We start from the raw sequence: 22,674 nt of genomic DNA on the forward strand, positions 1-22,674 counted from the left end.
CTTCCAAAAGAGAGGACCTGTAGATAGACAACGCCAGAAAGCAAAGATTTGTTCCCATACCCGACTTTTACCGAAATGGGAACAGTGATCTTGAACTTCTGGAACGGACTAACCCACTATAGGTACTCCGAGACCGGCGGGCACGAACAGGCGAGGTTGCGATCCCCATATGCCCCGTCGATCCGCCGAACAGGCGGCCAGTACTTTGACGCAACAAGAGCCGACAAAGCCCCAGGATTAGCCAAAGCCTCTGAGGAGACCGCGGGATAGACGGCCGTTTCCCTCAAGTACGGATGTGACCATTCACCCACGAGAGCCGATGCGGCAGTGTGGGGTGCGTTGACGAGAGGATTGTCTTTCGCGGGCCACTCCCCTTCCGACACCTTCCGTGCCTCGTCGTGGATGCTGAGCAGAGCATCGCAGAGACGATCGATTTCCCCAAGGTCCTCCGATTCGGTGGGCTCGATCATGAGCGTGCCGGGAACGGGGAACGACATCGTGGGCGCGTGGAAGCCGTAGTCGATGAGTCGCTTGGCCACATCCTCAACGGTGATTCCTGTTTCGGTTCGGAGTGGACGCAGGTCGATGATGCATTCGTGACCAACGAGCCCACCCGGGCCGCGGTAGAGAACGGGCAGGATTTTATCGAGGCGGGCCGCCACGTAGTTCGCGGCGAGGACAGCCGACTGCGTCGCAAGGCGGAGCCCCTCCCCTCCGAGGAGAAGGATGTAGGCGTAGGAGATGGGAAGGATGCCCGCGGAACCGTAGGGCGCCTGAGCGACAGCACCACGTCCCGGCATTAAAGCGGACTCGTTACCGGTCCTCTCGTTATCCCGGTATGGGTGAGACGGCAGGAACGGAACAAGGTGCTCACGTGCCGCAACCGGGCCGACTCCCGGACCGCCCCCGCCGTGCGGGATAGCGAATGTCTTGTGCAGATTGAGGTGCGAGACGTCGCCACCAACGTCTCCGGGACGCGCCACACCAACGAGTGCGTTGAGGTTCGCGCCGTCGATGTACACCTGGCCGCCGGCCTCGTGAACGCGCGAGCACACGGCTCTCACCGAGTCTTCGTAGATCCCGTGCGTCGACGGGTAGGTGATCATGATCGCGCCAAGCTCTTCTCGGTTTGCCTCGATCTTCGCATCGAGATCGTTGAGGTCGACCGAGCCGTCGGCGGCGGTCGCAACGACAACCACCCGGAATCCCGCAAGAACCGCGGAGGCCGCGTTCGTCCCGTGAGCCGAGGCCGGGATGAGGCAGACTCGTCGTCCTTCGTCGCCACGGGAGTCATGGTACTTGCGGATCGCAAGCAGACCGGCCAGCTCACCCTGCGAGCCGGCATTGGGTTGGAGGCTGACACCCGCGTACCCGGTGGCGGCACTCAGCCAATCCTCGAGCTCCTCGATTAATTCAAGGTAGCCCGCCCGATCAGCTGCTGGCGCGAACGGGTGAATCGCGGCGAACCCAGGCCACGTGATGGCGGACATTTCGATAGCGGAGTTCAACTTCATCGTGCACGACCCGAGCGGAATCATGCCCTGATCCAGCGCGTAGTCCTTGTCCGCCAACGTCTTCAGGTACCGCATGAGCTGAGTTTCTGTGCGGTAGCGGTGGAAGGTTGGATGAGTCAAGTATTCGTCGCTTCGTTCCAGGGATTGGGGTAGCCCAATCGACGACTGCTCATTCTGACGATCATCAACGTCCCCCACGAGGTCGTTCTCGGCGCCACAAAGGATGGCGACGATCGCATCGACGGTCTCTGGCGTCGTCTTCTCATCGCAGGAGAGCCTGATCGTTGTGTCATCGACCCGCCATCCCGTGATGTTGCTGGCGAGTAGCAGGTCGAGCGCACGATCGGCGCCGCCCGGAAGGGTGAGCTCCACGGTGTCGAAGAATGACGTTGAGGAGAGTCCGACTCCCCGCGCTGAAAGCTCGGTAGCAAGACGAACCGCGTGTTCGTGCACCGTGGTCGCGATGTGTCGCAGACCTTCGGGACCGTGGTAGACGGCGTAGCCGGCCGCCATGACGGCAAGAAGCACCTGGGCCGTGCAGATGTTGGAGGTGGCTTTCTCCCTGCGGATGTGCTGCTCTCTCGTTTGAAGGGCGAGTCGGTAGGAGGTGGCACCATCGACGTCCTTGGATACACCAACAAGACGCCCGGGCAGCTGCCGCTTGTGAGCATCCTTGACGGCGAGGTAGCCAGCGTGGGGACCGCCACCCGCCATGGGAACACCAAAGCGCTGGGACGAACCCGCAACGATGTCGGCGCCCCACGAGGCCGGCGAATCCAAGATCGTTAAGGCCAACAGGTCGGCGGCCACGATGACCTGAGCCCCGGCGTCGTGTGCGCGCTGGGTGATGGCCTCGAGCTCGGACCGGTCCGGCACGTGGCCGGAGGCCGCGGGGTACTGCAGGATGATTGCGGCAACGTCGTCCTCAACGGCGCTGAGGTCCGACTCGACGAGCTCAATGTCCACGGCCGTCGCCCGCGTGTGGAGCACGGCCTTCGTCGCATCGAAGATGTCCGGGGAGGCAAGGACCTTGCTCCGGTTCTTGACGACGCGGTTGGCGAGCAGCATGGCTTCGGCCACGGCGGTGGCCTCGTCGAGCATGGAGGAGCCGGCGATGTCCATTCCCGTCAGATCGGAGACGATCGTCTGGAAGTTCAGGAGCATCTCCAGCCTGCCCTGACTGATCTCGGGCTGGTACGGCGTGTACGCGGTGTACCAGGACGGGTTCTCTAGGATGTTGCGGCGGATCGCGGCCGGGGTCACGGTGTCGTAGTAGCCCTGCCCAATCATCGAGATGCGGACCGTGTTCTTGGAGCTCAGCTCCTCGAGCCTTGTCAGCACCCGCTGCTCGCTGTGAGCCTCGGGTAGCCCCTCGATGGCGGAGCGGGTGAGCCCACCGGGCAGAGTGATGTCGGAGAGCTCGTCGAGGCTCTTGACCCCGATAGTGGCGAGCATGTGGTCGCGGTCGCTCCCCCACGTGCCAACGTGCCGCCTATCAAACCCCGTCATTTGGACTCCGCGATAAGCGCCTCGTACGCACTGGAGTCCATGAGGTCATCAGCAGTCTCGGAGACCTCGACTTCGTAGAGCCAGCCCTCACCGTGGGGATCGTCGGTTGCAAGCTTCGGATCGGCGACCACGGCCTCGTTGATGGCAACGACGGTGCCGGAGGCGGGCGCAACGAGGTCGGACACGGACTTGACGGACTCGATCTCACCGCAGGGTTCACCAGCGGTCACGGTGTCACCAACCTCGGGAAGCTCAACGTAGACGGCCTCATCAAGCGACGTTGCCGCGAACTGGGTGATACCGACACGCGCGGGTGCCTGGTCGGTCAGCCACTCGTGGTCGGAACTGTACTTGCGATCATCGGGGTACATGGTGCCTCTTTTCCTAGTTGGTGCTCTTGTAGAACGGGAGTGACGTAATGGTCATCGGCTGGTCCTTGCCGCGAACGTTCGCGGTCACGGGCTGTCCTTCTTCCAGTCCTGGGGGAAGGATCGCGAGCGCAATCGGATATCCGAGAGTTGGGGACAGGACGCCGGAGGTGATGACACCCAGCTCGGTGCCATCGATGGAGAGGACGGAACCCGCACGGGCTGCTCGCCTGCCTTCACCCTTGAGCCCATAGAGCGCTGTTTCGGGCTCTCCGGCCTCCCGGATCGCGTCGCCTCCGACGAAATCGTGATCGAGTTTGACGACGCGGCCCTGCCCAACGTCTGCGGGCTTCTGGGCGGCGGTCAGTTCGTGACCGTAGAGGGGCATGCCCGCCTCGAGGCGGAGGGTGTCGCGTGCGGCGAGGCCACAGGGCTGCATCCGCTCGCCCCCAGCCTCCGTCAGGAGGTTCCAGAGCTTCTCTGCCCCGTTGGCGTCGGCCATGATCTCGTAGCCACACTCGCCCGTGTAGCCTGTGCGGGCGATGTGGACGGGCATTCCGGCGATGACGAATTGGTCGTGGCGGTAGTAGCCGAGCTCGAGGAGGCGTTCCCTGTCGTCGACCACGGAGGCGACGATGTCGGCGCTGAGTGGACCCTGGACGGCGATGAGGACGCGGGAGTGCGTGTTGTCCTGGATCGCGACCTGCATGCCGTTCGACCTGCTGGTGAGCTCATCGACGATGGTGAGGCGGTTCGCTGCGTTCGCGATGACGAGGAAATCGGTCTCGTCGTTGCGGTAGACGATGAGGTCGTCGAGGATCCCGCCGTCCTCGTTCACCATGAGTGAGTAGCGTGCCCGCCCGATTGGCATCTCGGACAGAACGTTGACGAGCGCGTAGTCGAGGAGCTTGCCGGCGTCCGGTCCTTCGACGCGGACCTGGCCCATGTGGGACAGGTCGAACATTCCTGCCCGGTTCCGCACGGCCTCGTGCTCTTCCCTGTCGGAGCTGTATCGCAGCGGCATGTTCCATCCCGCGAAGTCGGTCATCGTTGCACCGAGGGATAGATGGACACCTTCCAACGCAGTCGTTTCAAGAGTCATACGAGTATTATTCCCATTTTCTGTGTGTGGTGGGCTGGTTTGAACCGTTCACCCCTGGGCAGTGTGGGTGGTCTGCCCGGGGTGGTTCCTCTTGAAGGACACGCTATCTCATGTGACGTGTTTCATCATCCCCAATCGCGAGCGCACGAGCGGCTCAGAACCTCATCCAGGGCGGGGTGATGTTCTGAGTCATGGCGGTCCAGACAAGCTTGGCAAGCCTGCTTCTCTGCCCCGTTGCTCGAGCCCTGTAATAAAGGTGGGTGGCGAGCCTGTCGTAGCCGCTCCACCACGCGAGATAGCAGGCATACCCGAGAGCGTGAACGGTATCGGTGTTGCCGACCCTGTTCGCGAGAACGGTGAAGGCCGCGTTGATGCGGTCGGGATCAGGTGGCGTTGTCGGTGGAATGAAGGTGCCGCGGGGTCCGAGGGTGTCGTTCCCGTCCTGTCCCACTGCCCAGACGATGACGGTGTCGCGGATGGAGCCAGCCTCGAGGGTTCCGCGTTCGGGAGTGACCATCGGTGGCCTTCCTTCGAGGCTGTCTGTCAGGAGTGCCCGCCACTGGTGGTGCGCCTCTTCGAGGTCGTGGACGCTGAAGGGGCGTGGGAACGCCTTGGGCGCGAAGCCGGAGAATGCCGCGATGTGTCGGTCGAGCACCTCGTTGTTCATGCCGTCGAGTTCTGGTTCGTCGAGCCAGCCGTGGCTGGAGTAGATCCGGAACCGGACTCCCCCGTATGCGACCACCGTGTCCCATGGTCCAGCATCCGTGCCGCGGGACCTGCCGATCTGGTCGATGAGTTCCGCCTGCTCACGGAGGGTGGTGCTCTCCAGGTCATGACTGTCTGGGAAAAGCAGGGCAACCGTGGAGGATCTTGGGTTTCGTCCAACAATACCGGGTAGGTGATCGAACGGCAGGATGAGGACGTCGACGGGCTTTCCCTCCTCGATTTCAACGAGTGCGAGCTTGCCATCTGTCTTGTAGTTGGCCGATTCAACGGCGATGTGTGCGAGTGTTGCGAGGGGCATGAGTCCATGAGTGACGTTGTTCATGAGCCGATCCAACACCGAACCTGCCCGCCATTTTCTCGGAGGAACCGAAGCTGTGGATGGAGCGGGCCCACAACTGCTCTGTGCTTTCAAGATAGAGTGAGGGCATGCATGAGTCGTTGCCCCAGATCATTTCCGAACGCGCCATCAACATCATTGATGGCTTCAGTTTTCCGGATGCTGATCGAGAACTTCTTCGTTCTTTCGTCGACCCGACTCGTTCCCTTCTGGGTGGCGGCAAGAGGGTACGCGGCCTCCTGTCTCTCGCCGGCGCCATGACCGCAACCGGTGAGGCGCCCTCCTCCGACTCTTTTGAGGTCGCTGCCGCCATTGAAGTGTTCCAGGGTGCGGCCCTCGTGCACGACGACATCATGGATGATTCTCCGACCCGCCGCGGGCAGCCTGCCGTCCACATCCAGTTCGCCAGCAACTTCAACGACTCCGAACTCGTGGGCAACTCCGCACTCTTTGGTCGGGATGCTGGCATCTGCTCCGGTGACTTCCTCCTCGCTGTAGCCTCGGCTCACATGCTCAAGCACGCCTCTCTCGAAGCCAACAGTCGCTTCCAGACCATGTGCGCTGAAGTGGCCTTCGGCCAATTCCTTGATATCAGGGCTGAGAACATCGACCTTCTCACGCTACTGAACGGACCGAACCCGCGTGAGGCGCTCCTGGCGGCCCGCGAGGATGCCTTCTCCGTTATCAGGCACAAGTCCGCCCGCTACTCTGTGCGCGACCCTCTCCTCATCGGTGCGGAGGCCGCGGGTGCGGATGCGGAGCTCCTTGTCCTGCTCTCCCGCATCGGCTCCCCGCTGGGCGAGGCATTCCAGATGAGGGACGATGCGCTTGGTGTCGCCGGCGATCCCTCGACGACCGGCAAGCCAACCGGTGGCGACCTCAAGGAAGGCAAGCGCACCGTTCTCATTCTGACCGCTCTCGCTCGCACCGCGGGAACGGATGATGCCCTCCTCATCGCTAACTCACTCGGCACGCCACTCACAGATGACGACGTCCGCCAGGTCACCGACATCATCACATCAAGTGGCGCCTGGGATGAGCACGAGGAACTCATTGCGGAGCGCGAGCAGGAGGCACTTGCCGCCTGGGAGGAACTACCCGAAGGCCCGGGCAAGGAGATCCTAGATGCGCTCATGGCTCGCCTGACCGACCGGCAGCACTGAACCGCCCCATCAGTAGAGGCCCCACGTCTACTAGGACCCGACGCCGTAGAGGCTTGCGGGAATGTGTGAAGGCTCCTTCGGGAGCCTTCATCCCTTTTCCCCAGTGCATCCCTCGGTCGCGGCTATCCATGTAGTTCCGGACTGTTCGGCTAATTGCCGCTAGCGGGCCTGCCTCGACGGGTGAGGTCGCTCCGGACAGCTCGTCGTCCACATACCTTGGTCACCCTGAAAAGAGCCCTCCCTTGTTCCCATTCGAGTGCCGGCGCGGCTGACCTGTAGGTCGCAACCTGGGGACGGCGCAGGTGCCCGATAAAGACGAATCGCACCAAACGTGTTGGTGCGATTTCGATTGGTCTTGTCGAAAAGCCGGAAGCTCAGTAGGCCAGACTGGAGGCGATGCGGCGGACGGCGCGGTGCTCACCGTTGCGCAGCGCTTCCATGGGTGTCTTGCCCAGCTCGGCGTCTTCACGGTGGAGCCAATTGTGCGCCTCGTCGTCGCTGAAGCCACTATCGGCTAGCAGGATGAGCGTTCCGCGCAGGTTGCCCAGCACCTTCCACTGACCGTCTTCTTCAATGAGCTGATCGCTGGTCACAACAAGAGGACCCACGGGACGGGTGGCCAGGAGCTTGTGTTCAGAGATGAGGGTGCGGACGTCACGAAGTCGAATATTGAGGGCTTCTGCGACTTCTGGAAGGGAAAGATTCTCAGGTAAGACAGAGTTCACGAAAAAATAGTAGGACCAATTTTTGATTTTGGTTGGCGACACGCCGCAATACCGACTAGTGTCACACTTGAACCATCTGTCACAAATACATCACGATTAACAACAGGATCATTAAAACCATTGTTCACGTGATTCCCATTCGGAGGATTAATGGCCTACTCGCGTCGTTCCATCAGCGCTTCAGTTGCCGTCACCGCAACCGCTGCCGTGGGCGTACTGGCACCCGTACCTGCCTCAGCATCCGACCTACCCCAGAGCCCGGCAGTCAAACTGCCCTCCGCCACCTATCAGGTGACTGGTGGCGACACGATCTGGGACATCGCTCAGCGTTTCGGCGTTTCGATGAGCTCGATCATGAGCGCAAACAACCTGGGTAACAATGCTGTGATCTACCCGGGCCAGCGCCTCGAGATCCCGAGCTCCAACTCAACCCCCGCGCAGTCGAATAGCTCGAGTTCATCCTCGACCAAGTCCAGCTCCTCGACCTCGTCCAGCTCGTCATCCGCGACCTACACTGTGGTCCGCGGCGACACCCTCTCGGGTATCGCCATCAAGAACGGCACGACTGTGGCGGCGATCAAGTCGGCGAACAACCTGTCCTCGGACCTTATCTTCCCCGGCCAGAAGCTCAACCTTCGTGGCGGATCCTCATCCGCGCCGGCATCCTCCTCCTCGAGCTCCAGCTCCTCCTCGTCGAGCTCCTCCTCTAGCTCGTCTGCCACCACCTACACGGTCCAGCGTGGCGACACCCTGTCCGGCATCGCCGCCAAGCACGGCACTACGGTTTCTGCGATCGTCTCGGCCTCCGGACTGTCGAACGCGAACATCATTTACCCCGGTCAGAAGCTGACGCTGAGCGGCGCGCCTGCCTCCTCGTCTTCGTCGTCGACCCCGGCTCCGTCCACTCCTGCGGCTTCGTCCTCGAACACCACGTACACGGTTCAGCGTGGCGACACTCTCTCGGGCATTGCCACCAAGCACGGCACCTCCGTGTCGGCGATCATGCAGGCCTCGGGCCTCTCCTCGACCGTCATCTACCCTGGCCAGAAGCTGACCGTGGCAGGGACCGCGAGCGCCCCCTCCAGCTCGACCGACCAGAACCTGGTCCCGAACACGTTCCTGCACTACACGTACCCGGATGCAACGGTTCGTTCCGCAAACGAGAACAAGGCGTACCTCAACTCGATTGCCGTTCCGTCCCGCGCCGAGACCCAGGCCATGGTTCGCGAGATCGCCATCCAGTACGGTGTCGATCCGGCCCTCGCTCAGGCTCACGCATTCCGCGAGTCCGGCTTCGACGCTCGCGCGGTGTCCCCCGCGAACGCGATCGGCACCATGCAGGTGATCCCGTCCTCGGGCGAGTGGGCTTCCGACCTTGTCGGCTACGATCTCAACCTCCTGAACCCCCGTGACAACATCATTGCCGGCGTTGTCATCATCCGTCAGCTCCAGTCCATGTCGGGCTCCCTTGACGTTGGCATTGCTGGCTACTACCAGGGACTCGGTTCGGTCCGCAGGTACGGCATGTTCTCCGACACTCAGGCCTACGTGCAGCGCGTCAAGTCCTCCATGGCGCAGTTCCGCTAAACATCACAGGTCAGCGCTCCCCAGCCCCGCTTCAGAGTGGGACTGGGGAGCGTCGTCTAGGCTAGATACGTGAATTCTGTGCCAGATCCTCTTCTCGGTACCGTCATTGAAGGGCGGTACCGTATTCGTGCACGCATCGCCCGCGGTGGAATGGCGACCGTTTACAAGGCGCAGGACGAGAAGCTGGACCGGGATGTTGCCCTCAAGGTCATGCATCCGCACCTGGCGGATCAGACGGAGTTCGTTGATCGCTTTCACCGCGAGGCCCTGTCCGCGGCAAAACTCTCCCACCCGAATGTGGTCTCGGTTTATGACGAGGGCACCTTTGAACTATCCGGTTCCGACAGGTCCGCCTACCTGGTCATGGAGTACATCAACGGGGACGATCTGCGGACCGCCCTGTCGCGCCGCGGTTCCTTCCCGCTCGGCATGGCACTGGAGATCACCCGTCAGGTTCTGTCCGGTCTCGGCAATGCTCATCAAGCCGGTCTTGTACACCGCGATGTGAAGCCCGAGAACGTCATGCTGGCACAGGGTGAGGAACTGACCGCAAAGGTCACCGACTTTGGTCTCGTGCGTGCCATGGCGGCGGCGCGAGCAACGAACTCCGGAACGGTCCTCGGCACTGTTGCCTACCTTGCCCCCGAGGTCCTCCAAGAAGAAATCTCTTCCCGCTCCGACGTGTACGCGGCCGGCATCATGCTCTACGAGCTCATCGCGGGTGACGTTCCGTTCCGCGGCGAGACCGCCATCGCCGTCGCCTACAAGCACGTGAACGACAACATGCCGCGGCTCTCGACGATCGCGCCATGGATCCCCTCCTCCGTCGACTCCCTCATTGGACTGCTGACGGCGAAGGATCCCGAGCAGCGTCCCGCGAACGGCAACGTGGCCCGCGACAGGGTTCAGGAGGTCCTGAGCAACCTCGACGACATCGTTGCCAAGCGCCGCATCGCCGTTACCCCCACGAATCTCGAGAAACGCCACTCGTCGCCTGGGCAACAGAGCCCCGAGGGTGCGCACGACACGCGCGCCTTCACTCCCGCCCACAAAACTGCCCTGCTCACGGCTCCCCCGGAGACGAAGCGCAAGCACTCCCGCGGTCACGAACTGGCGCGGCAGCGCTCCGGGTCGAACGAGGTCGACTCATCGACGTCGTCGAAGTTGTGGCGCTGGCTCATCATTCTGCTTCTGGTTGCCGCCTCAGCGGCGGGCATCTTCTGGTACTTCACGGCCGGTCCCGGCATGAGAATCTCCCTCCCCGATGTCACTGGCCGTCAGGAGCAGGCCGCGGTCGAGATCCTGGAGGAGCTCGAGCTCACTCCCGTTGTTGAGAGAGATTACTCCGACGACGTCCGGGAAGGTTTCGTCATCTCGACAGACCCAGCTGTTCCTGCGGAGATGGCGAGGGACGAGGAAGTGACGGTCACGGTCTCCCTTGGTATTGAACAGGTCGAGGTCCCGAGCGTCATTGGGCTCCCCCGCGACACCGCGGCCGACCTGCTCTCGGGTAGCCGCCTCGAGGCAGAATTCGAGGAAGACTATTCGGATACTGTTCCCGAAGGCAATGTCATTGAGCAGTCGATTCCTCCCACCACCGAGGTTGATCATTCCACGGTCGTGGTCCTCACCGTGTCGCTGGGTCGCGAACCGGTCCAGATCCCCAATGTCAGCAACCAAACTGCCGACGAGGCAACGCAGACCCTGACAGATCAGGGCATCGAGGTTGATATCGAGGAAGCGTACTCGGATGACGTTCCCGAAGGTGTCGTCATTTCCCAGTCCTCCCTCGGTTCCGGCTATCGCGGAGATACGGTCACACTGACCGTCTCGCTTGGGCCAGAACTCTTCGAGGTCCCAGACGTCTATGGCATGAACCGGGATGAGGCCACGCGTATTCTGAACGATGCTGGCTTCGAGGTTGAGTACGACAACTTCCTCGGCGGAGTGTTCCACCAGGTGCGAGACCAGTCCATCCCCGCGGGTGAAATGCATCCACGTGGCACAGTCATCACCCTCATCGTCGTCTAGTAGGCCAACCGAAAGAACTCACGGCTTCCGCCACGACTACCCCCACGACTACCGTTGCGCAGCTCTACTCACATCGCATCTTGTCGCACGCGAGTCAGAGCCATCCAGGTTGCGCGCCCCTGCCCGGGCTTTTCCTCAATCCCTTAGAACAGCACTGCGCCCCACCGAGGTGGGGCGCAGTGCCATGTGTTCAATAATTGCTTGAGCTCACGACTCTTAGTCGTTGTCCCTCAGCATCTGGGAAACAAGGAAGGCCAGTTCGAGTGACTGGCGGTGGTTGAGGCGCGGGTCCACGAGGGTCTCGTAGCGCTGGGAGAGGATCTCCTCGGAGAGCTCCTCGGAGCCACCGAGAACCTCGGTCACCGAATCACCCGTGAGCTCGATGTGCACGCCGCCGGGGATCGTGCCCTGCGCGATGTGAACGTCGAAGAAGCCACGGACCTCATCGATGATATCCTCCATGCGCCTCGTCTTGTAACCATTGGAGGCGGTAATGGTGTTGCCGTGCATCGGGTCCGTCATCCACGTGACCGGACGACCGTCCTTCGCGACGCCCTCGACGAGTGCGGGAAGAATGTCGCGGATCTTCGAGGCACCCATGCGGGTGATGAAGGTGAGGCGACCCTCCTCGCCCTCCGGGTTCAGCTTGTCCATGAGCCGCAGAGCCGTGTCCACGGTCGTCGTCGGGCCAAGCTTGACGCCGATGGGGTTGCGCACGTGCGAGAGGAGCTCAACGTGAGCACCATCAAGATCGCGGGTACGTTCACCGATCCACAGGAAGTGGGCCGACGTGTTGTACGGCTGGGTCGTGCGCTGGTCGATGCGTGTCATGGCGGTCTCGTACTCGAGCAGCAGCGCCTCGTGCGAGGAGTACATGTCGACGGTCCGCAGGGTCGGGGAATCGATTCCCGCGGCCTTCATGAACCGCAGAGCCCAATCGATGTCCTCGGCCATCTTCTCGTACTTCTTGTACGCCGGGTTCTCTGTGAAGCCCTTGTTCCACTCGTGAACCTTCGACATGTCGGCAAAGCCGCCGGAAGTGAAGGCACGAATGAGGTTGAGGGTCGTGGCCGAACGATGGTAGGCATCCACCATGCGCTCCGGATCCGGGATCCTCTGCTCCGGGGTGAAGTCGTGCCCGTTGACCGCGTCACCCATGTACGAGGGCAGTTCCACACCGTCGCGAGTCTCGAGCGGGTTGGAGCGGGGCTTCGCGTACTGGCCTGCCATGCGACCAATCTTCACGACGGGCAGTGCTGCACCGTAGGTGAGGATGATGGCCATCTGCAAGATGGTCTGGATCTTCGCGCGGATGCGTGCGGCGGAAATGGAGTCCGCAAACGTCTCTGCACAGTCCCCGCCCTGGAGGATGAAAGCTTCGCCGCGGCCTGCCTTGGCGATCTGCTCCTTCAGGGTGTCTGCTTCGCCAGCAAACACGAGGGGAGGCATCGAGCGCAGATAGTCCCCGACGCTCCGCACCTGGTTGGCATCAGGCCACGCGGGCTGATGCTTAGCGGGCAGTTCCCGCCAGTGCTCAAGCGACTGGTATATCTCATTCACTGATTGCGATTCCACGACACGATCCTATACAGAAGTGACCACGTGGCGGAATCTGTCCGGCACGTGGTCACTTTGGGGTAGTTTTGCCGGGGTAACGGAACGAGTGCTAGCGGTCCCGTGACCCCGTTTGACAGCCGTACCAACGGATTCGTTGGCACAGCCAATTGGTTGTTAGTCGGCCTTGAGGGGCTGACCGATGGTGTCCATAACATCCTCGAACCACTTGACGTTCATGTTGAACGCCTTGTGGCCGGCAATGCGCTTGAAGTCGATCGACTTCAGCTTGTTGTCGTCTTCCTCGTCGTGACCAACAACGCCGGAGTCGCCACGGAGAGCAGATTCGACAGCGAAATCAACGAGACCCTTGATAAGGCGGAGGTCTTCGTCGCGTGCACGAGCGGCGCGACTGTAGTAGCCGGACTTCTGGACCATGACCTTGGCGGCGCCGAGGCGGGCCGCGAACTTCTCGGCGAACCACTGTCCGGGGTTGATCTGGTCGAGCTTGACGTGGCCGAAGGGGTCGCGGGGAACCTCTTCGCCAGCGGCCTCCATCTCCTCGATGATCTCGTCGACGCCAGCGCCCTCGGAGAGGAAGATGTTGACGTTGCCGTTCTCATCCATGATGCTCTTGAGACGCTCAGCCTCGGTGTCGAGATTGATGTCCATCTCCGGCAGGTACACGGCGTGGATGTCCCAGCGTTCCTTCGACAGACCTGCGGAGGGCAGCCATTCCTGCTGATCGACCCAGCGACGGTAGTCGGCCGCGGCGCGTGCCGTCAGGTAGCCACAGTTGCGGCCCATGACCTCGTGGATGATGAGCATGCGGGGCGAGGAGCGGTGTTCGCCAATGATGTTGACGGCAAACTCTGCTGCCTCTTCGGCCGCGGTGAGGGCACCCATGGACTGTGCGATCGGAACGATGTCGTTGTCGATGGTCTTGGGCAGGCCAACAACGGTCAGTTCGTACTGGTGATCGTGCAGGTAGGCGGCGAGGTCAGCTGCGGTCGTGTTCGTGTCATCGCCACCGATGGTGTGGAGGACATCGACGCCGTCGGCGCGGAGCTGCTCTGCTGCGACCTCGAGCGGGTTCTCGCCTTCCTTGACGAGACCGCGCTTGACGCAGTCCTCAACGTTGGTGAGCTTGACGCGCGAGTTGCCAATCGGAGAGCCACCGAAGTTCTGCAGAATGCGAGCGTTTTCGCGTGCTTCCTTGTCGAACACGATCTTGTCGCCGGTCAGCAGGCCGTGGTAGCCGTACTGGTAGGCAATGATCTCAATCTCGGGGTCCAGTTCGCTGTAGCGCTCGATGAGACCGCCAACGGCGGACGACAGACAGGGGGCGAATCCGCCCGCCGTCAGGAGTGCAACACGGTTCAGAGCCATGGGTAACCTTCCTTATGTGGAACAATACGAAAAACATTCTATCTGGCCTACCATTTTATTTATGGGTCCAAGGAATGAAGATGACGGAACTGATGGCACCGATTGGGACAAGTACGCGGCGGAGCTCGAGGACGCATTCGACGGAACCGATTGGCCCATTTCTGCTGTTCCCCCTGGTGCTCGGCCCGTTGATCCGCGCAACTGGTCGCAACCGGACCTTGACGACGAGCAGCCGGAGGCCGCGGACGAGGTCTTAGACGCCACATATCGGGCAATGGGATAACGATCACTCTCAACACTTGAGAAGACCCTCCTCGCCGTGGCCGGTATCGGGCTCCTTCTCATCATCCTGTCCGAGATTTCCGTCATCAGTCTGTCCCCCACCCTCTTTATCGTTGTTGTCATCGCCTCGGTCGGGGCGCTCGTTGCGTGGGTCATTTCTTTCGCTACGGGTAAGGACAATGACGACGGGATGAGAATTTAGTGGCTGGTCGGCTGGTCTTAGAGGATGATCGCAGGGCACCCGAGGGCACCGAGGTGCAGCTCGCCTTCTCCGACCTGGGAACCGACCTCCGAGACGTCACCTTCATCGTTGTCGACCTGGAAACCACGGGCGGCGCGCCCGGTGCCGAGGAGATCACCGAGATCGGCGCCGTGAAGTCGATCGGTGGTGAGGTGGTTGGCACGTTCGCGACACTCGTGAACCCGAACCAACCGATCCCGCCCTCCATCACCGTCCTCACCGGCATCACCACCGCCATGGTCATGGACGCGCCACGAATCGCCCAGGTCCTACCCGCCTTCTTCGAGTTCGTCGGCAACTCCCCCGACACGGTTCTCGTCGCCCACAACGCACGCTTCGATGTTGGTCACCTCAAGGCCGCGGCGCAGGCCCTTGACCTGCCCTTCCCGAAGGTCATGACCCTCGACACGGTCCAGTTGGCACGTCGCACCATCTCCAAGGACGAGACACCCAACTACAAGCTCGGGACCCTGGCCCGGGTCATTGGCACCACCGTCTCCCCCACCCATCGCGCCCTCGATGATGCGAAGGCAACGGAGGAACTCCTCCAGTTCATGCTGGGCAGGCTCGGTCCCCTCGGGGTGAGCCACATGGAGGACCTGCGGACCGTCACGGACACCGTTCCCTACAAGCGGAGGGTGCGGGCCAATCTCGCGGACGGACTCCCCCGCACTCCCGGGGTGTATCGGTTCATTGGACCCAACGAGCAAGTTCTCTACGTCGGCACCTCCGTCAACGTCTACAAGCGGGTCCGCCAGTACTTCACGGCCGCCGAGAAGCGGTCCCGTATCGGCGAGATGGTGGACCTGTCGGTCCGCGTGGAGGCAACCTCGACGAAGACCAGGCTCGAGGCACAAGTGCTGGAGCTGCGCGACATCCAGATCTACGACCCGCCCTACAACCGCAGGTCGAAAAAACCCGAGAAGCGGCCCTGGCTCGTCCTCACGAACGAACCCCACCCGCGCCTCTCGATCGTCCGCACCTTAACCAACGATCAGTTCGCGTCAGCACTTGGGCCGTTCACAACCGCAAAGGCCGCGAAGCTGGTTAAGGAGCTTCTTGAACGCACCACGAACATCCGCACGTGCACAACCAACCTCCCCCTCGTTCCCAAGGCGAACGCCAGGGCCTGCTCGCTGGCAGAAATGGGCAGGTGTTCAGCCCCCTGCCTCACCGGCACTCGTCAAGGCGCCGTGCTCGAGACCGGCACCATCCTGCGTGGCCTCATCGATGACGCCGTGGAAAGGGCCATGGAGTCACTGAAGGAAATGTCGGAACGGGAAGAGTTTGAGAGAGCCGCGGAAGAGCGGGACAGGCTTGCCGCCCTTATCCGCGCCGCCACCCGCAAGGAACACCTCCAACTACTAACGAACATTCCCGAGCTGAGGGCCTCCCGTCCCGTAGTCAAGGGCTGGGACATCATCGTCGTCCGCTACGGCAGGTTGACAGGTAGCACCACCGCCACCTCGATGCACCAGGTCATGGGCCTGGCCGAGACACTCTCGGCCACCACTCCCCCTGTACAAAGGCCAGAGCAGGCATGTGGCGCGGCACCCGTGGAAGAAACGGAACTCCTCTTCTCGTGGCTGTTCAGCCCCGGCACCCGCCTCCTCAATAGCCCCGACGAGCCCGTTGCCGTGTCCCGCTATTCCCCGCAGAGATTTACGTTTGAAGAACCAGCGGAGCGCACGAGAACATCCCGGGAAGCGTAAACTGAAGCCATTAACGGTTGCGAAAGGATTCCAGAATGCTCACCGCCATTGTGCTCATTGATGCCGACAGCGCACGCGTCCCCGAGGTCGCGGAAGAAATCACCCAGATCAAGGGCGTGTCCGAGGTCTACTCAACGACGGGTGACCGGGACCTGATCGCAGTCGTGCGCGTGTCCGACCACGACAAGCTGGCAGACGTCATCGCCGACAAGATGGGCAAGGTTGAGGGCGTCATCGACACCGTCACCTACATTGCGTTCCGCGCCTACTCCCAGCACGACCTCGAGGCGGCCTTCCACATCGGCCTCGACTAGGACCCCAAGTCGCGACTAAAGCTTCATCAAGGACTAGATGAGTGAACCCCAACCCAAACGGTTGGGGTTCACTTTTTCCTATAATTGGCGGCTGTGAAGGAGGCCTTAGCTTTCCGAGTGGGACAGTGCCACCCAGCGACCAAGCAGGTCCTCTGCCTTGCCGGAGTCGATGGTCTCCTTGGCGATTTCGATGCCGGCGCGCAGGCGCTCAACGAGTGTGCCCGATTCGCGATCAACACCGGGAGCCTCGCCGTAGGCAACGAGAGCGCCGGCGGTGTTGAGCAGGACGGCCTCTCGGCCCGGGCCCGCCTCACCGGCGAGAACCTTGCGTGCGACGTTGGCGTTGTAGACGGCGTCCTGACCACGCAGGTCATCCACGGTTGCGGGGTTCAGTCCCAGGTCCTCCGCCGCATCCACGACGCTGTACTCAACGGTCCCGTTGTGTACTTCCCAGATGTGGTTGACGGAGACGGCGTTCAGCTCATCCATGCCGTTGTCACCACGGAACACGAGAGCATCGTTCCCGCGCTCCGCGAGCACGCCGGCCACGAGCGGCGCGTGGTGTGCGGAGGCAACGCCGATGGCTCCCGCCCTCGGGCGTGCCGGGTTGGTCAGCGGGCCGAGAACATTGAACGCGGTGCCGACCGCGAGCTCCTTGCGTGCGACACCCGCGTGACGCATCGAGGGGTGGAACAGGTTCGCGAACAGGAAGGTGATGCCGAGCTCGTTGAAGTTCTCAATGACGCGATCAATCGGGAGGTTGAGGTCGACACCCAGAGCCTCGAGACAGTCGGCCGAACCGGAGGACGACGAGGACGCACGGTTACCGTGCTTGACGACCTTGACCCCGGCTGCCGCGATGACGATCGAGGACATGGTGGAGATGTTAATGGTCTTGAGTCGGTCACCACCGGTACCCACAATGTCGAGGGTGTTTCGGTCGAGTTCGATCGGGGTTGCGTGCTCGAGCATCGCGTCCGCAAGACCCTTGAGCTCAGGTGTCGTCTCGCCCTTCGTGGCGAGTGCGGTCAGAAATCCGGCAAGGACAACGGGAGACGTCTGCCCGGACATGACCTCGTCCATTGCCCAGCGGGTGTCCTCAACATCGAGGTCTTCGCGGCGAATAACGCGGGAAGTCAGGTCGGGCCAGGTCCACGCGCTCATCGCGCCGGAGTGTCCAGCAGGAGCTTCGTGACCTTCTGTTGGATGTCTCGAGGGTTGATGGGGAAGGCGGTGGTCTCCTCGGCGAGCGACCAGCGTGCAAGCCACTCGTCCTGAGGGCGTGCAATGAGCAGGAGAACCGGCGGGCATGCCTCAACTTCGTCCTTCAGCTGCTTGGCGATACCCATGCCGCCAACCTTCGCCGTCTCGCCATCAAGAATCAGAAGATCGAACGTCTCCTTCTCCAGCAGGTCTTCGATACCAAATTGGGTGGCTGCCTCGTACCACTCGATCGTGGGTGCTCCCTTGCCGGGGCGACGCCCCACAGCGGTCCGCACCTCGTCACGGGTTGCTCGATCATCGCTGTACACCATGACCTTGGCGGTGGCTTTCGCGGTGGCCAGTCCCGCTTCTTGGGATCGTACGAGATCCGACATTCTGTCCTCCATCCGAACTGTATTGGTTCAGGGGTTATCCTATCCCGTCCTAGGTAAACCTGTGTCATTCGTCCAGGCTTTCGTTTGACAAGACACACGTTGTGCAACTCGCCCACCTTTCGCCCCGACTATGGTGTAGGACTCATTTGGTGGAGAATTGCCACGGTACGGCGTGAAATGCGCGTCACTATTGGGACATTTCACGCCGATATGGGACTTTCATCCCAGGAAATGCACATGTTCAGGAGTTTTTAAGACATAATGACGACTGTGAGTACAGCATCTTCGGCTGCCAATCGTGCGCCACACGTTACGCGTCCAAATGTCCTGTCAGTGGGCATCATTGTCTGGCTGTCTAGCGAGGTCATGTTCTTCGCCGGACTGTTCGCCATGTACTTCACGCACCGTTCCGTCGCTGGAAGCGCTGCGTGGAGCGAAGCCGCGGACGTGTTGAACGTACCGTTCGCTGCAGTCAACACAGCAATCCTGATGATTTCGTCCATCACCTGTCAGCTTGGCGTGTGGAAGGCAGAGAAGCTCATTGCCCGCTGCCAAGGCTCGATCTTCCAGGTGAACAAGTGGGGCATGACCGAGTGGTACCTGCTCAGCTTCATCCTGGGCGCGATCTTCGTCAGCCTTCAGATCTTCGAATACTCCGAGCTTGTTGCCCACGGCGTGACCGTGTCCAGCTCCAGCTACGGATCGGTGTTCTACATTACGACCGGCTTCCACGCACTGCACGTCACCGGTGGCCTCGTCGCGTTCCTCCTCATCATCTGGAGGACCCAGATCACCAAGAAGTTTGGCCACCGTGAGGCGTCGACCGCGGTCGTGACGTCCTACTACTGGCACTTCGTTGACGTCATCTGGATTGCACTCTTCTTCATCATTTACGTTCTCAAGTGATGATTACTCTTACCCGACTCAACCCCAACTTTGAAGAAGCGAGGCCATCATCGTGAAGATCACAGCCCTAGCAAGAAGAAGCCGGTACGCACCGGTCGTTCTTCTGTTACTTGCCCTGTTCTTTACGGCCGGAATCTACTCACTGGTTGCACCCCAGGGCGCAACCGCTACCCAGGGATCATCCGAAGCCAACGTCCAAGAGGGCGAATTCATCTTTGAGGCGAACTGCGCATCCTGCCACGGGCCGGATGGTGCGGGCACCGACATTGCACCGTCACTCACCGGTGTAGGCGCCGCCTCCGTGCACTTCCAGATGATCACCGGTCGCATGCCGATGGCCAACAACTCGCCCCAGGCTGAAGTGAAGCCCGCTCAGTTCTCAGAGGAACAGATTTACGACGTCGCAGCGTACGTTGCGACCCTCGGCCCCGGCCCCTCGATCCCCTCCGCCGACATGGTTGATCCCACCCAGGGCGACCCCGCTTCCGGCATGGAGCTCTTCCGTACCAACTGCTCGATGTGCCACAACGCCGTTGGCGCCGGTGGCGCGCTGTCCGAAGGTAAGGTCGCTCCCTCGCTCATGGACTCAACTCCGACCGAGATCTACGAGGCCATGGTGACGGGTCCGCAGTCGATGCCTGTCTTCAACGACGCGAACATTACCCCCGAGGGTAAGCAGGACATTATTTCCTATGTCATTCACCAGCAGGACGCCGAGTCCGTTGGTGGCAACAACCTGGGTTCTGTCGGCCCCGTTGTTGAAGGCATGTGGATTTGGGTTATCGGCATTGGCGGACTCTGCCTCATCGCCGTGTGGATTGGAGCGAAGAAGTCTTGAGCAACGAGATTCAGCCGTACGGGTCGACGGTCAGCAACGACCCCGAGGAGAGGTTTGAGAACCCAGGTCTGCCCCCGCACAAGCCTCGCAAGAACGACTCCAAGCCCGGCCTGAAGAAGCTGGACTCCGCGATCGTCACCGGCGTGTTCAGCCTGTCGGCACTCGCCTCCATCGCGGCAGTCGTGCTTTTCTTCGTGCTTCCCGACTACACGACCCTGGGCAACATTCGCCTCGGCAACCTCATCCTGGGTCTGGGCATGGCCATCGGCTTCGGTGGTATCGGCTTCGCCGCCATCTACTGGGCCAAGGCGCTCATGAACGACGAGGAGATGGTCGAGGAGCGTCACACCTCCCGCACCTCCCCCGACGCGCAGGCTGAGGCCGTGGCGATCATGCGTCAGGGCATCGCCGATTCGGGCGTGGCCCGCCGCCCCTTCATCACCGCGGCACTCGGTGGCGCTCTCGCCCTCGTTCCGCTCCCCTTCCTTGTTCCCCTCGTTGCGAACTTGGGTGAGGAAGATGGTTGGAACATCGGCAAGCTGAAGAAGACCATGTGGGGCACCGGTACGCGCCTGATGACGGACGGTCCGCACGACATGTCCCGTCCCATCAAGAAGGACGACGTCACCATCGGTTCCGTGTTCCACGTGATCCCCGAGGGACTCAACGATCTTTCGCACGAGGAAGGCTACGCAGACGAGAAGGCGAAGGCCGTTGTGCTGCTCATCCGTCTCGACGAGGCCGATCTCAAGCACCCCGAGAACTCCCTCGACGGCATTGTCGCGTTCTCGAAGATCTGTACTCATGTGGGTTGCCCCGTTGCTCTGTACGAGCAGCAGACCCACCACCTGCTCTGCCCCTGCCACCAGTCGACCTTCGATGTGTCCGACGGTGCGAAGGTGGTCTTCGGTCCCGCGAAGCGTCCGCTTCCCCAGCTGCCGATCACCGTTGACGAAGAGGGCTACCTTGTCGCGGAAGGTGACTTCCCCGAGCCTGTTGGACCGAGCTACTGGGAGCGTAAGAAGTGACCACTCCAAAGTATTCACAGAAGCCGAAGCAGTCTGGCGGCGCCCTCAACTACGTTGATGAGCGCGTTGGTCTGTCCGGTCTTGTCAAGGGATTTGCTCGTAAGCTGTTCCCCGACCACTGGTCCTTCCTGCTCGGTGAGATCGCGCTCTACTCGTTCATCACCCTGATCCTCACGGGTATCTTCCTCGCCATGTTCTTCGTTCCGTCGATGGCGACGACCACGTACCCGCTGGATGCTCTTCCTGTGACGGAGCAGGGCAATCAGGTGACTGAAGCCTATGCATCGACCCTGAAGATTTCCTTCGAGGTTAAGGGTGGTTTGCTGATCAGGCAGATGCACCACTGGGCGGCTCTGCTGTTCATGGCCTCCATCGTGGCCCACATGTTCCGCATCTTCTTCACCGGTGCGTTCCGCAAGCCTCGTGAGCTCAACTGGCTCGTTGGCTTCTCGCTCCTCATCCTCGGCCTGCTCGCCGGCTTCACCGGCTACTCGCTGCCCGACGACGTGCTCTCCGGTAACGGCCTGAGAATCGCCGACGGTGTCGCGAAGTCGATACCAATCGTTGGTTCGTGGGCGTCGTTTGCGCTGTTCGGTGGCGAGTTCCCCGGAACCGACATCATCCCGAGGCTCTTCACGCTTCACATCCTTGTTGTTCCCGGCCTCATCCTTGCGCTCGTGGGCCTCCACCTGCTCATGGTGGTTGTTCACAAGCACACCCAGTACCCCGGCCCCGGCCGCAAGGAAGACAACGTCGTTGGCTTCCCTGTCTTCCCGGTTTACGCAGCGAAGGCCGGTGGCTTCTTCTTCATCGTGTTCGGCTTCATTGCCCTGCTCGGTGCGACGCTATCGATCAACAACGTGTGGAACTACGGCGGATACGACCCGTCCCCCGTCTCGGCTGGTGCGCAGCCTGACTGGTACATGCTCTTCATGGAGGGCGCACTTCGTCTCATGCCGGGCTGGGAGTTCGAGTGGCTCGGGTTCACGTTCTCCTTGAACATCCTGATCCCCGGTCTTGTCATCCCCGGCATTCTCTTCGGTGCGCTGGCCATGTACCCGTTCATCGAGGCCTGGGTGACTGGCGACAAGCGCGAGCACCACATCCTGGATCGCCCCCGCAACGTCCCCGTCCGCACCGCGATCGGCTACATCCTCATTGTCGAGTTCTTCATCCTCGTTCTCGCGGGCTCGAACGACATCATGGCAACGCACTTCCACCTGTCGCTCAACGGCATCACGTGGACCCTGCGGATCCTACTCCTCATCGCCCCGTTCATCACGTTCTGGATCGTCAAGCGCGTCTGCCTGTCGCTCCAGCGCCGCGATCGCGAGCTGGCCATGCACGGACGGTCCACGGGCCGCGTCGTCCAGACCGCCGATGGTGCGTTCCACTCGGTGCACCGTCCCCTCGACGAGTACGAGCTGTGGACCCTCGTCCAGCACGATGTCTACCGCCCGATCGAGCACGGCTCCCCCAACGACGCCGACGGCCACACGCGTTCCGACTACAAGAAGCTCAAGAGGCGCTCAAAGGTCTCCCGCTTCTTCTTCGAGGATCGTGTCGAGCCGGTGACGAAGAGTGAGCTGAAGGCAGCTCAGGCTTCGCACCATCACCTTGAGGACGGCAAGCCGTCGACATCCGTCGCACAGCTCGAGCGTCCCACCGACGAAATCGGTTCATAATTTCGCCAAGAGCGGGTTTGCTAGCAGCAAGCCCGCTCTTCAGCGAGACTAGTAACACAGACGTC

Annotated in this window: 20 protein-coding genes; 11 read left to right on the plus strand and 9 right to left on the minus strand. The window is 61.6% G+C overall.

Features of this window, described 5'->3' with window-relative positions:
* Positions 1-116 precede the first annotated feature (116 nt).
* The 4 genes from gcvP to QMB98_RS02680 all read right to left on the minus strand — a co-directional run bounded on the left by gcvP (position 117) and on the right by QMB98_RS02680 (position 5,541).
* Entirely contained in the window at positions 117-3,023 is a 2,907-nt protein-coding gene (gene gcvP / locus QMB98_RS02665; RefSeq protein ID WP_371684099.1) for an aminomethyl-transferring glycine dehydrogenase, read from the minus strand.
* Positions 3,020-3,394 (minus strand): glycine cleavage system protein GcvH, encoded by a 375-nt coding sequence (gcvH, locus tag QMB98_RS02670; protein ID WP_371684100.1) that lies wholly within the window; start codon positions 3,392-3,394, stop codon positions 3,020-3,022. The genes gcvP and gcvH overlap by 4 nt, the downstream gene beginning before the upstream one ends.
* 13 nt (positions 3,395-3,407) lie before the next feature.
* Positions 3,408-4,493 carry a glycine cleavage system aminomethyltransferase GcvT gene (gene gcvT / locus QMB98_RS02675; protein WP_371684101.1) on the minus strand — a complete coding sequence of 362 codons (1,086 nt, stop codon included), beginning with the start codon at positions 4,491-4,493 and terminating at the stop codon, positions 3,408-3,410.
* A gap of 154 nt (positions 4,494-4,647) precedes the next feature.
* Complete coding sequence (locus QMB98_RS02680; RefSeq protein ID WP_371684102.1) at positions 4,648-5,541, minus strand: hypothetical protein; 894 nt, start codon at positions 5,539-5,541, stop codon at positions 4,648-4,650.
* Positions 5,542-5,645: 104 nt separating this feature from the next.
* Here QMB98_RS02680 and QMB98_RS02685 point away from each other — a divergent pair, with 104 nt between their 5' ends.
* Entirely contained in the window at positions 5,646-6,719 is a 1,074-nt protein-coding gene (locus tag QMB98_RS02685) for a polyprenyl synthetase family protein (RefSeq protein ID WP_371684104.1), read from the plus strand.
* Positions 6,720-7,093: 374 nt separating this feature from the next.
* Here QMB98_RS02685 and QMB98_RS02690 read toward each other — a convergent pair whose 3' ends face one another.
* Complete coding sequence (locus tag QMB98_RS02690) at positions 7,094-7,444, minus strand: Rv2175c family DNA-binding protein (protein ID WP_371684105.1); 351 nt, start codon at positions 7,442-7,444, stop codon at positions 7,094-7,096.
* 150 nt (positions 7,445-7,594) lie between these two features.
* On the opposite strand from QMB98_RS02690, the gene QMB98_RS02695 reads away from it, so the two are divergent.
* Positions 7,595-9,031 carry a LysM peptidoglycan-binding domain-containing protein gene (locus QMB98_RS02695; protein WP_371684106.1) on the plus strand — a complete coding sequence of 479 codons (1,437 nt, stop codon included), beginning with the start codon at positions 7,595-7,597 and terminating at the stop codon, positions 9,029-9,031.
* Positions 9,032-9,100: 69 nt separating this feature from the next.
* The gene (gene pknB, locus QMB98_RS02700) at positions 9,101-11,062 is read left to right on the plus strand and encodes a Stk1 family PASTA domain-containing Ser/Thr kinase (protein ID WP_371684107.1); all 1,962 of its coding nucleotides are present in this window, start codon (positions 9,101-9,103) and stop codon (positions 11,060-11,062) included.
* Positions 11,063-11,278: 216 nt separating this feature from the next.
* On the opposite strand, the gene QMB98_RS02705 is transcribed toward pknB, so the two are convergent.
* Together QMB98_RS02705 and QMB98_RS02710 are read right to left on the minus strand one after the other, a co-directional pair.
* Entirely contained in the window at positions 11,279-12,622 is a 1,344-nt protein-coding gene (locus QMB98_RS02705; protein WP_371684108.1) for a class II 3-deoxy-7-phosphoheptulonate synthase, read from the minus strand.
* A 171-nt stretch (positions 12,623-12,793) separates the two neighbouring features.
* Positions 12,794-14,005 (minus strand): pyrophosphate--fructose-6-phosphate 1-phosphotransferase, encoded by a 1,212-nt coding sequence (locus QMB98_RS02710; protein ID WP_371684109.1) that lies wholly within the window; start codon positions 14,003-14,005, stop codon positions 12,794-12,796.
* 61 nt (positions 14,006-14,066) lie between these two features.
* Between QMB98_RS02710 and QMB98_RS02715 the strand changes: the two genes are divergently transcribed.
* Genes QMB98_RS02715 through QMB98_RS02730 form a run of 4 tightly spaced genes read left to right on the plus strand, consistent with a single transcriptional unit; the run spans position 14,067 to position 16,554 of the window.
* Positions 14,067-14,288: a hypothetical protein gene (locus QMB98_RS02715; protein ID WP_371684110.1), complete on the plus strand. Its 222-nt coding sequence runs from the start codon at positions 14,067-14,069 to the stop codon at positions 14,286-14,288.
* A gap of 36 nt (positions 14,289-14,324) precedes the next feature.
* Positions 14,325-14,489 carry a hypothetical protein gene (locus QMB98_RS02720; RefSeq protein WP_371684111.1) on the plus strand — a complete coding sequence of 55 codons (165 nt, stop codon included), beginning with the start codon at positions 14,325-14,327 and terminating at the stop codon, positions 14,487-14,489.
* A complete protein-coding gene (locus QMB98_RS02725; protein WP_371684112.1) occupies positions 14,489-16,240 on the plus strand; it encodes a DEDD exonuclease domain-containing protein in 1,752 nt (583 codons plus the stop codon). The genes QMB98_RS02720 and QMB98_RS02725 overlap by 1 nt, the downstream gene beginning before the upstream one ends.
* 35 nt (positions 16,241-16,275) lie before the next feature.
* Positions 16,276-16,554: an Lrp/AsnC family transcriptional regulator gene (locus QMB98_RS02730; protein ID WP_371684113.1), complete on the plus strand. Its 279-nt coding sequence runs from the start codon at positions 16,276-16,278 to the stop codon at positions 16,552-16,554.
* Between the two features lie 105 nt (positions 16,555-16,659).
* Here the strand turns inward: QMB98_RS02730 and trpD are convergent, their stop codons facing one another.
* Both trpD and QMB98_RS02740 read right to left on the minus strand, forming a co-directional pair.
* The gene (gene trpD / locus QMB98_RS02735; RefSeq protein WP_371684114.1) at positions 16,660-17,718 is read right to left on the minus strand and encodes an anthranilate phosphoribosyltransferase; all 1,059 of its coding nucleotides are present in this window, start codon (positions 17,716-17,718) and stop codon (positions 16,660-16,662) included.
* Positions 17,715-18,152, minus strand: coding sequence for a hypothetical protein (locus tag QMB98_RS02740; protein WP_371684115.1), 438 nt, complete (start codon positions 18,150-18,152; stop codon positions 17,715-17,717). Before QMB98_RS02740 ends, trpD begins: the two co-directional genes overlap by 4 nt.
* 333 nt (positions 18,153-18,485) lie before the next feature.
* Between QMB98_RS02740 and QMB98_RS02745 the strand changes: the two genes are divergently transcribed.
* Genes QMB98_RS02745 through QMB98_RS02760 form a run of 4 tightly spaced genes read left to right on the plus strand, consistent with a single transcriptional unit; the run spans position 18,486 to position 22,609 of the window.
* Positions 18,486-19,058 carry a heme-copper oxidase subunit III gene (locus tag QMB98_RS02745; protein WP_371684116.1) on the plus strand — a complete coding sequence of 191 codons (573 nt, stop codon included), beginning with the start codon at positions 18,486-18,488 and terminating at the stop codon, positions 19,056-19,058.
* Between the two features lie 52 nt (positions 19,059-19,110).
* Positions 19,111-19,896 (plus strand): cytochrome c, encoded by a 786-nt coding sequence (locus QMB98_RS02750; RefSeq protein ID WP_371684117.1) that lies wholly within the window; start codon positions 19,111-19,113, stop codon positions 19,894-19,896.
* Entirely contained in the window at positions 19,893-20,924 is a 1,032-nt protein-coding gene (locus QMB98_RS02755) for a Rieske 2Fe-2S domain-containing protein (protein WP_371684118.1), read from the plus strand. Before QMB98_RS02750 ends, QMB98_RS02755 begins: the two co-directional genes overlap by 4 nt.
* The gene (locus QMB98_RS02760) at positions 20,921-22,609 is read left to right on the plus strand and encodes a cytochrome bc complex cytochrome b subunit (protein ID WP_371684119.1); all 1,689 of its coding nucleotides are present in this window, start codon (positions 20,921-20,923) and stop codon (positions 22,607-22,609) included. The genes QMB98_RS02755 and QMB98_RS02760 overlap by 4 nt, the downstream gene beginning before the upstream one ends.
* The last annotated feature ends 65 nt before the right edge of the window (positions 22,610-22,674 follow it).

The organism is Flaviflexus sp. (assembly GCF_041440645.1).
Classification (GTDB): Bacteria; Actinomycetota; Actinomycetes; order Actinomycetales; family Actinomycetaceae; genus Flaviflexus.

Excerpts from the sequence above, each read along its gene's own strand:
- gcvP (WP_371684099.1), bottom strand. The coding sequence starts at position 3,023 with ATGACGGGGTTTGATAGGCGGCACGTTGGCACGTGGGGGAGCGACCGC.
- QMB98_RS02715 (WP_371684110.1), top strand. The coding sequence starts at position 14,067 with ATGGGTCCAAGGAATGAAGATGACGGAACTGATGGCACCGATTGGGAC.
- QMB98_RS02710 (WP_371684109.1), bottom strand. The coding sequence starts at position 14,005 with ATGGCTCTGAACCGTGTTGCACTCCTGACGGCGGGCGGATTCGCCCCC.
- gcvT (WP_371684101.1), bottom strand. The coding sequence starts at position 4,493 with ATGACTCTTGAAACGACTGCGTTGGAAGGTGTCCATCTATCCCTCGGT.
- QMB98_RS02685 (WP_371684104.1), top strand. The coding sequence starts at position 5,646 with ATGCATGAGTCGTTGCCCCAGATCATTTCCGAACGCGCCATCAACATC.
- trpD (WP_371684114.1), bottom strand. The coding sequence starts at position 17,718 with ATGAGCGCGTGGACCTGGCCCGACCTGACTTCCCGCGTTATTCGCCGC.
- gcvH (WP_371684100.1), bottom strand. The coding sequence starts at position 3,394 with ATGTACCCCGATGATCGCAAGTACAGTTCCGACCACGAGTGGCTGACC.
- QMB98_RS02740 (WP_371684115.1), bottom strand. The coding sequence starts at position 18,152 with ATGTCGGATCTCGTACGATCCCAAGAAGCGGGACTGGCCACCGCGAAA.
- QMB98_RS02695 (WP_371684106.1), top strand. The coding sequence starts at position 7,595 with ATGGCCTACTCGCGTCGTTCCATCAGCGCTTCAGTTGCCGTCACCGCA.
- QMB98_RS02730 (WP_371684113.1), top strand. The coding sequence starts at position 16,276 with ATGCTCACCGCCATTGTGCTCATTGATGCCGACAGCGCACGCGTCCCC.
- QMB98_RS02680 (WP_371684102.1), bottom strand. The coding sequence starts at position 5,541 with ATGAACAACGTCACTCATGGACTCATGCCCCTCGCAACACTCGCACAC.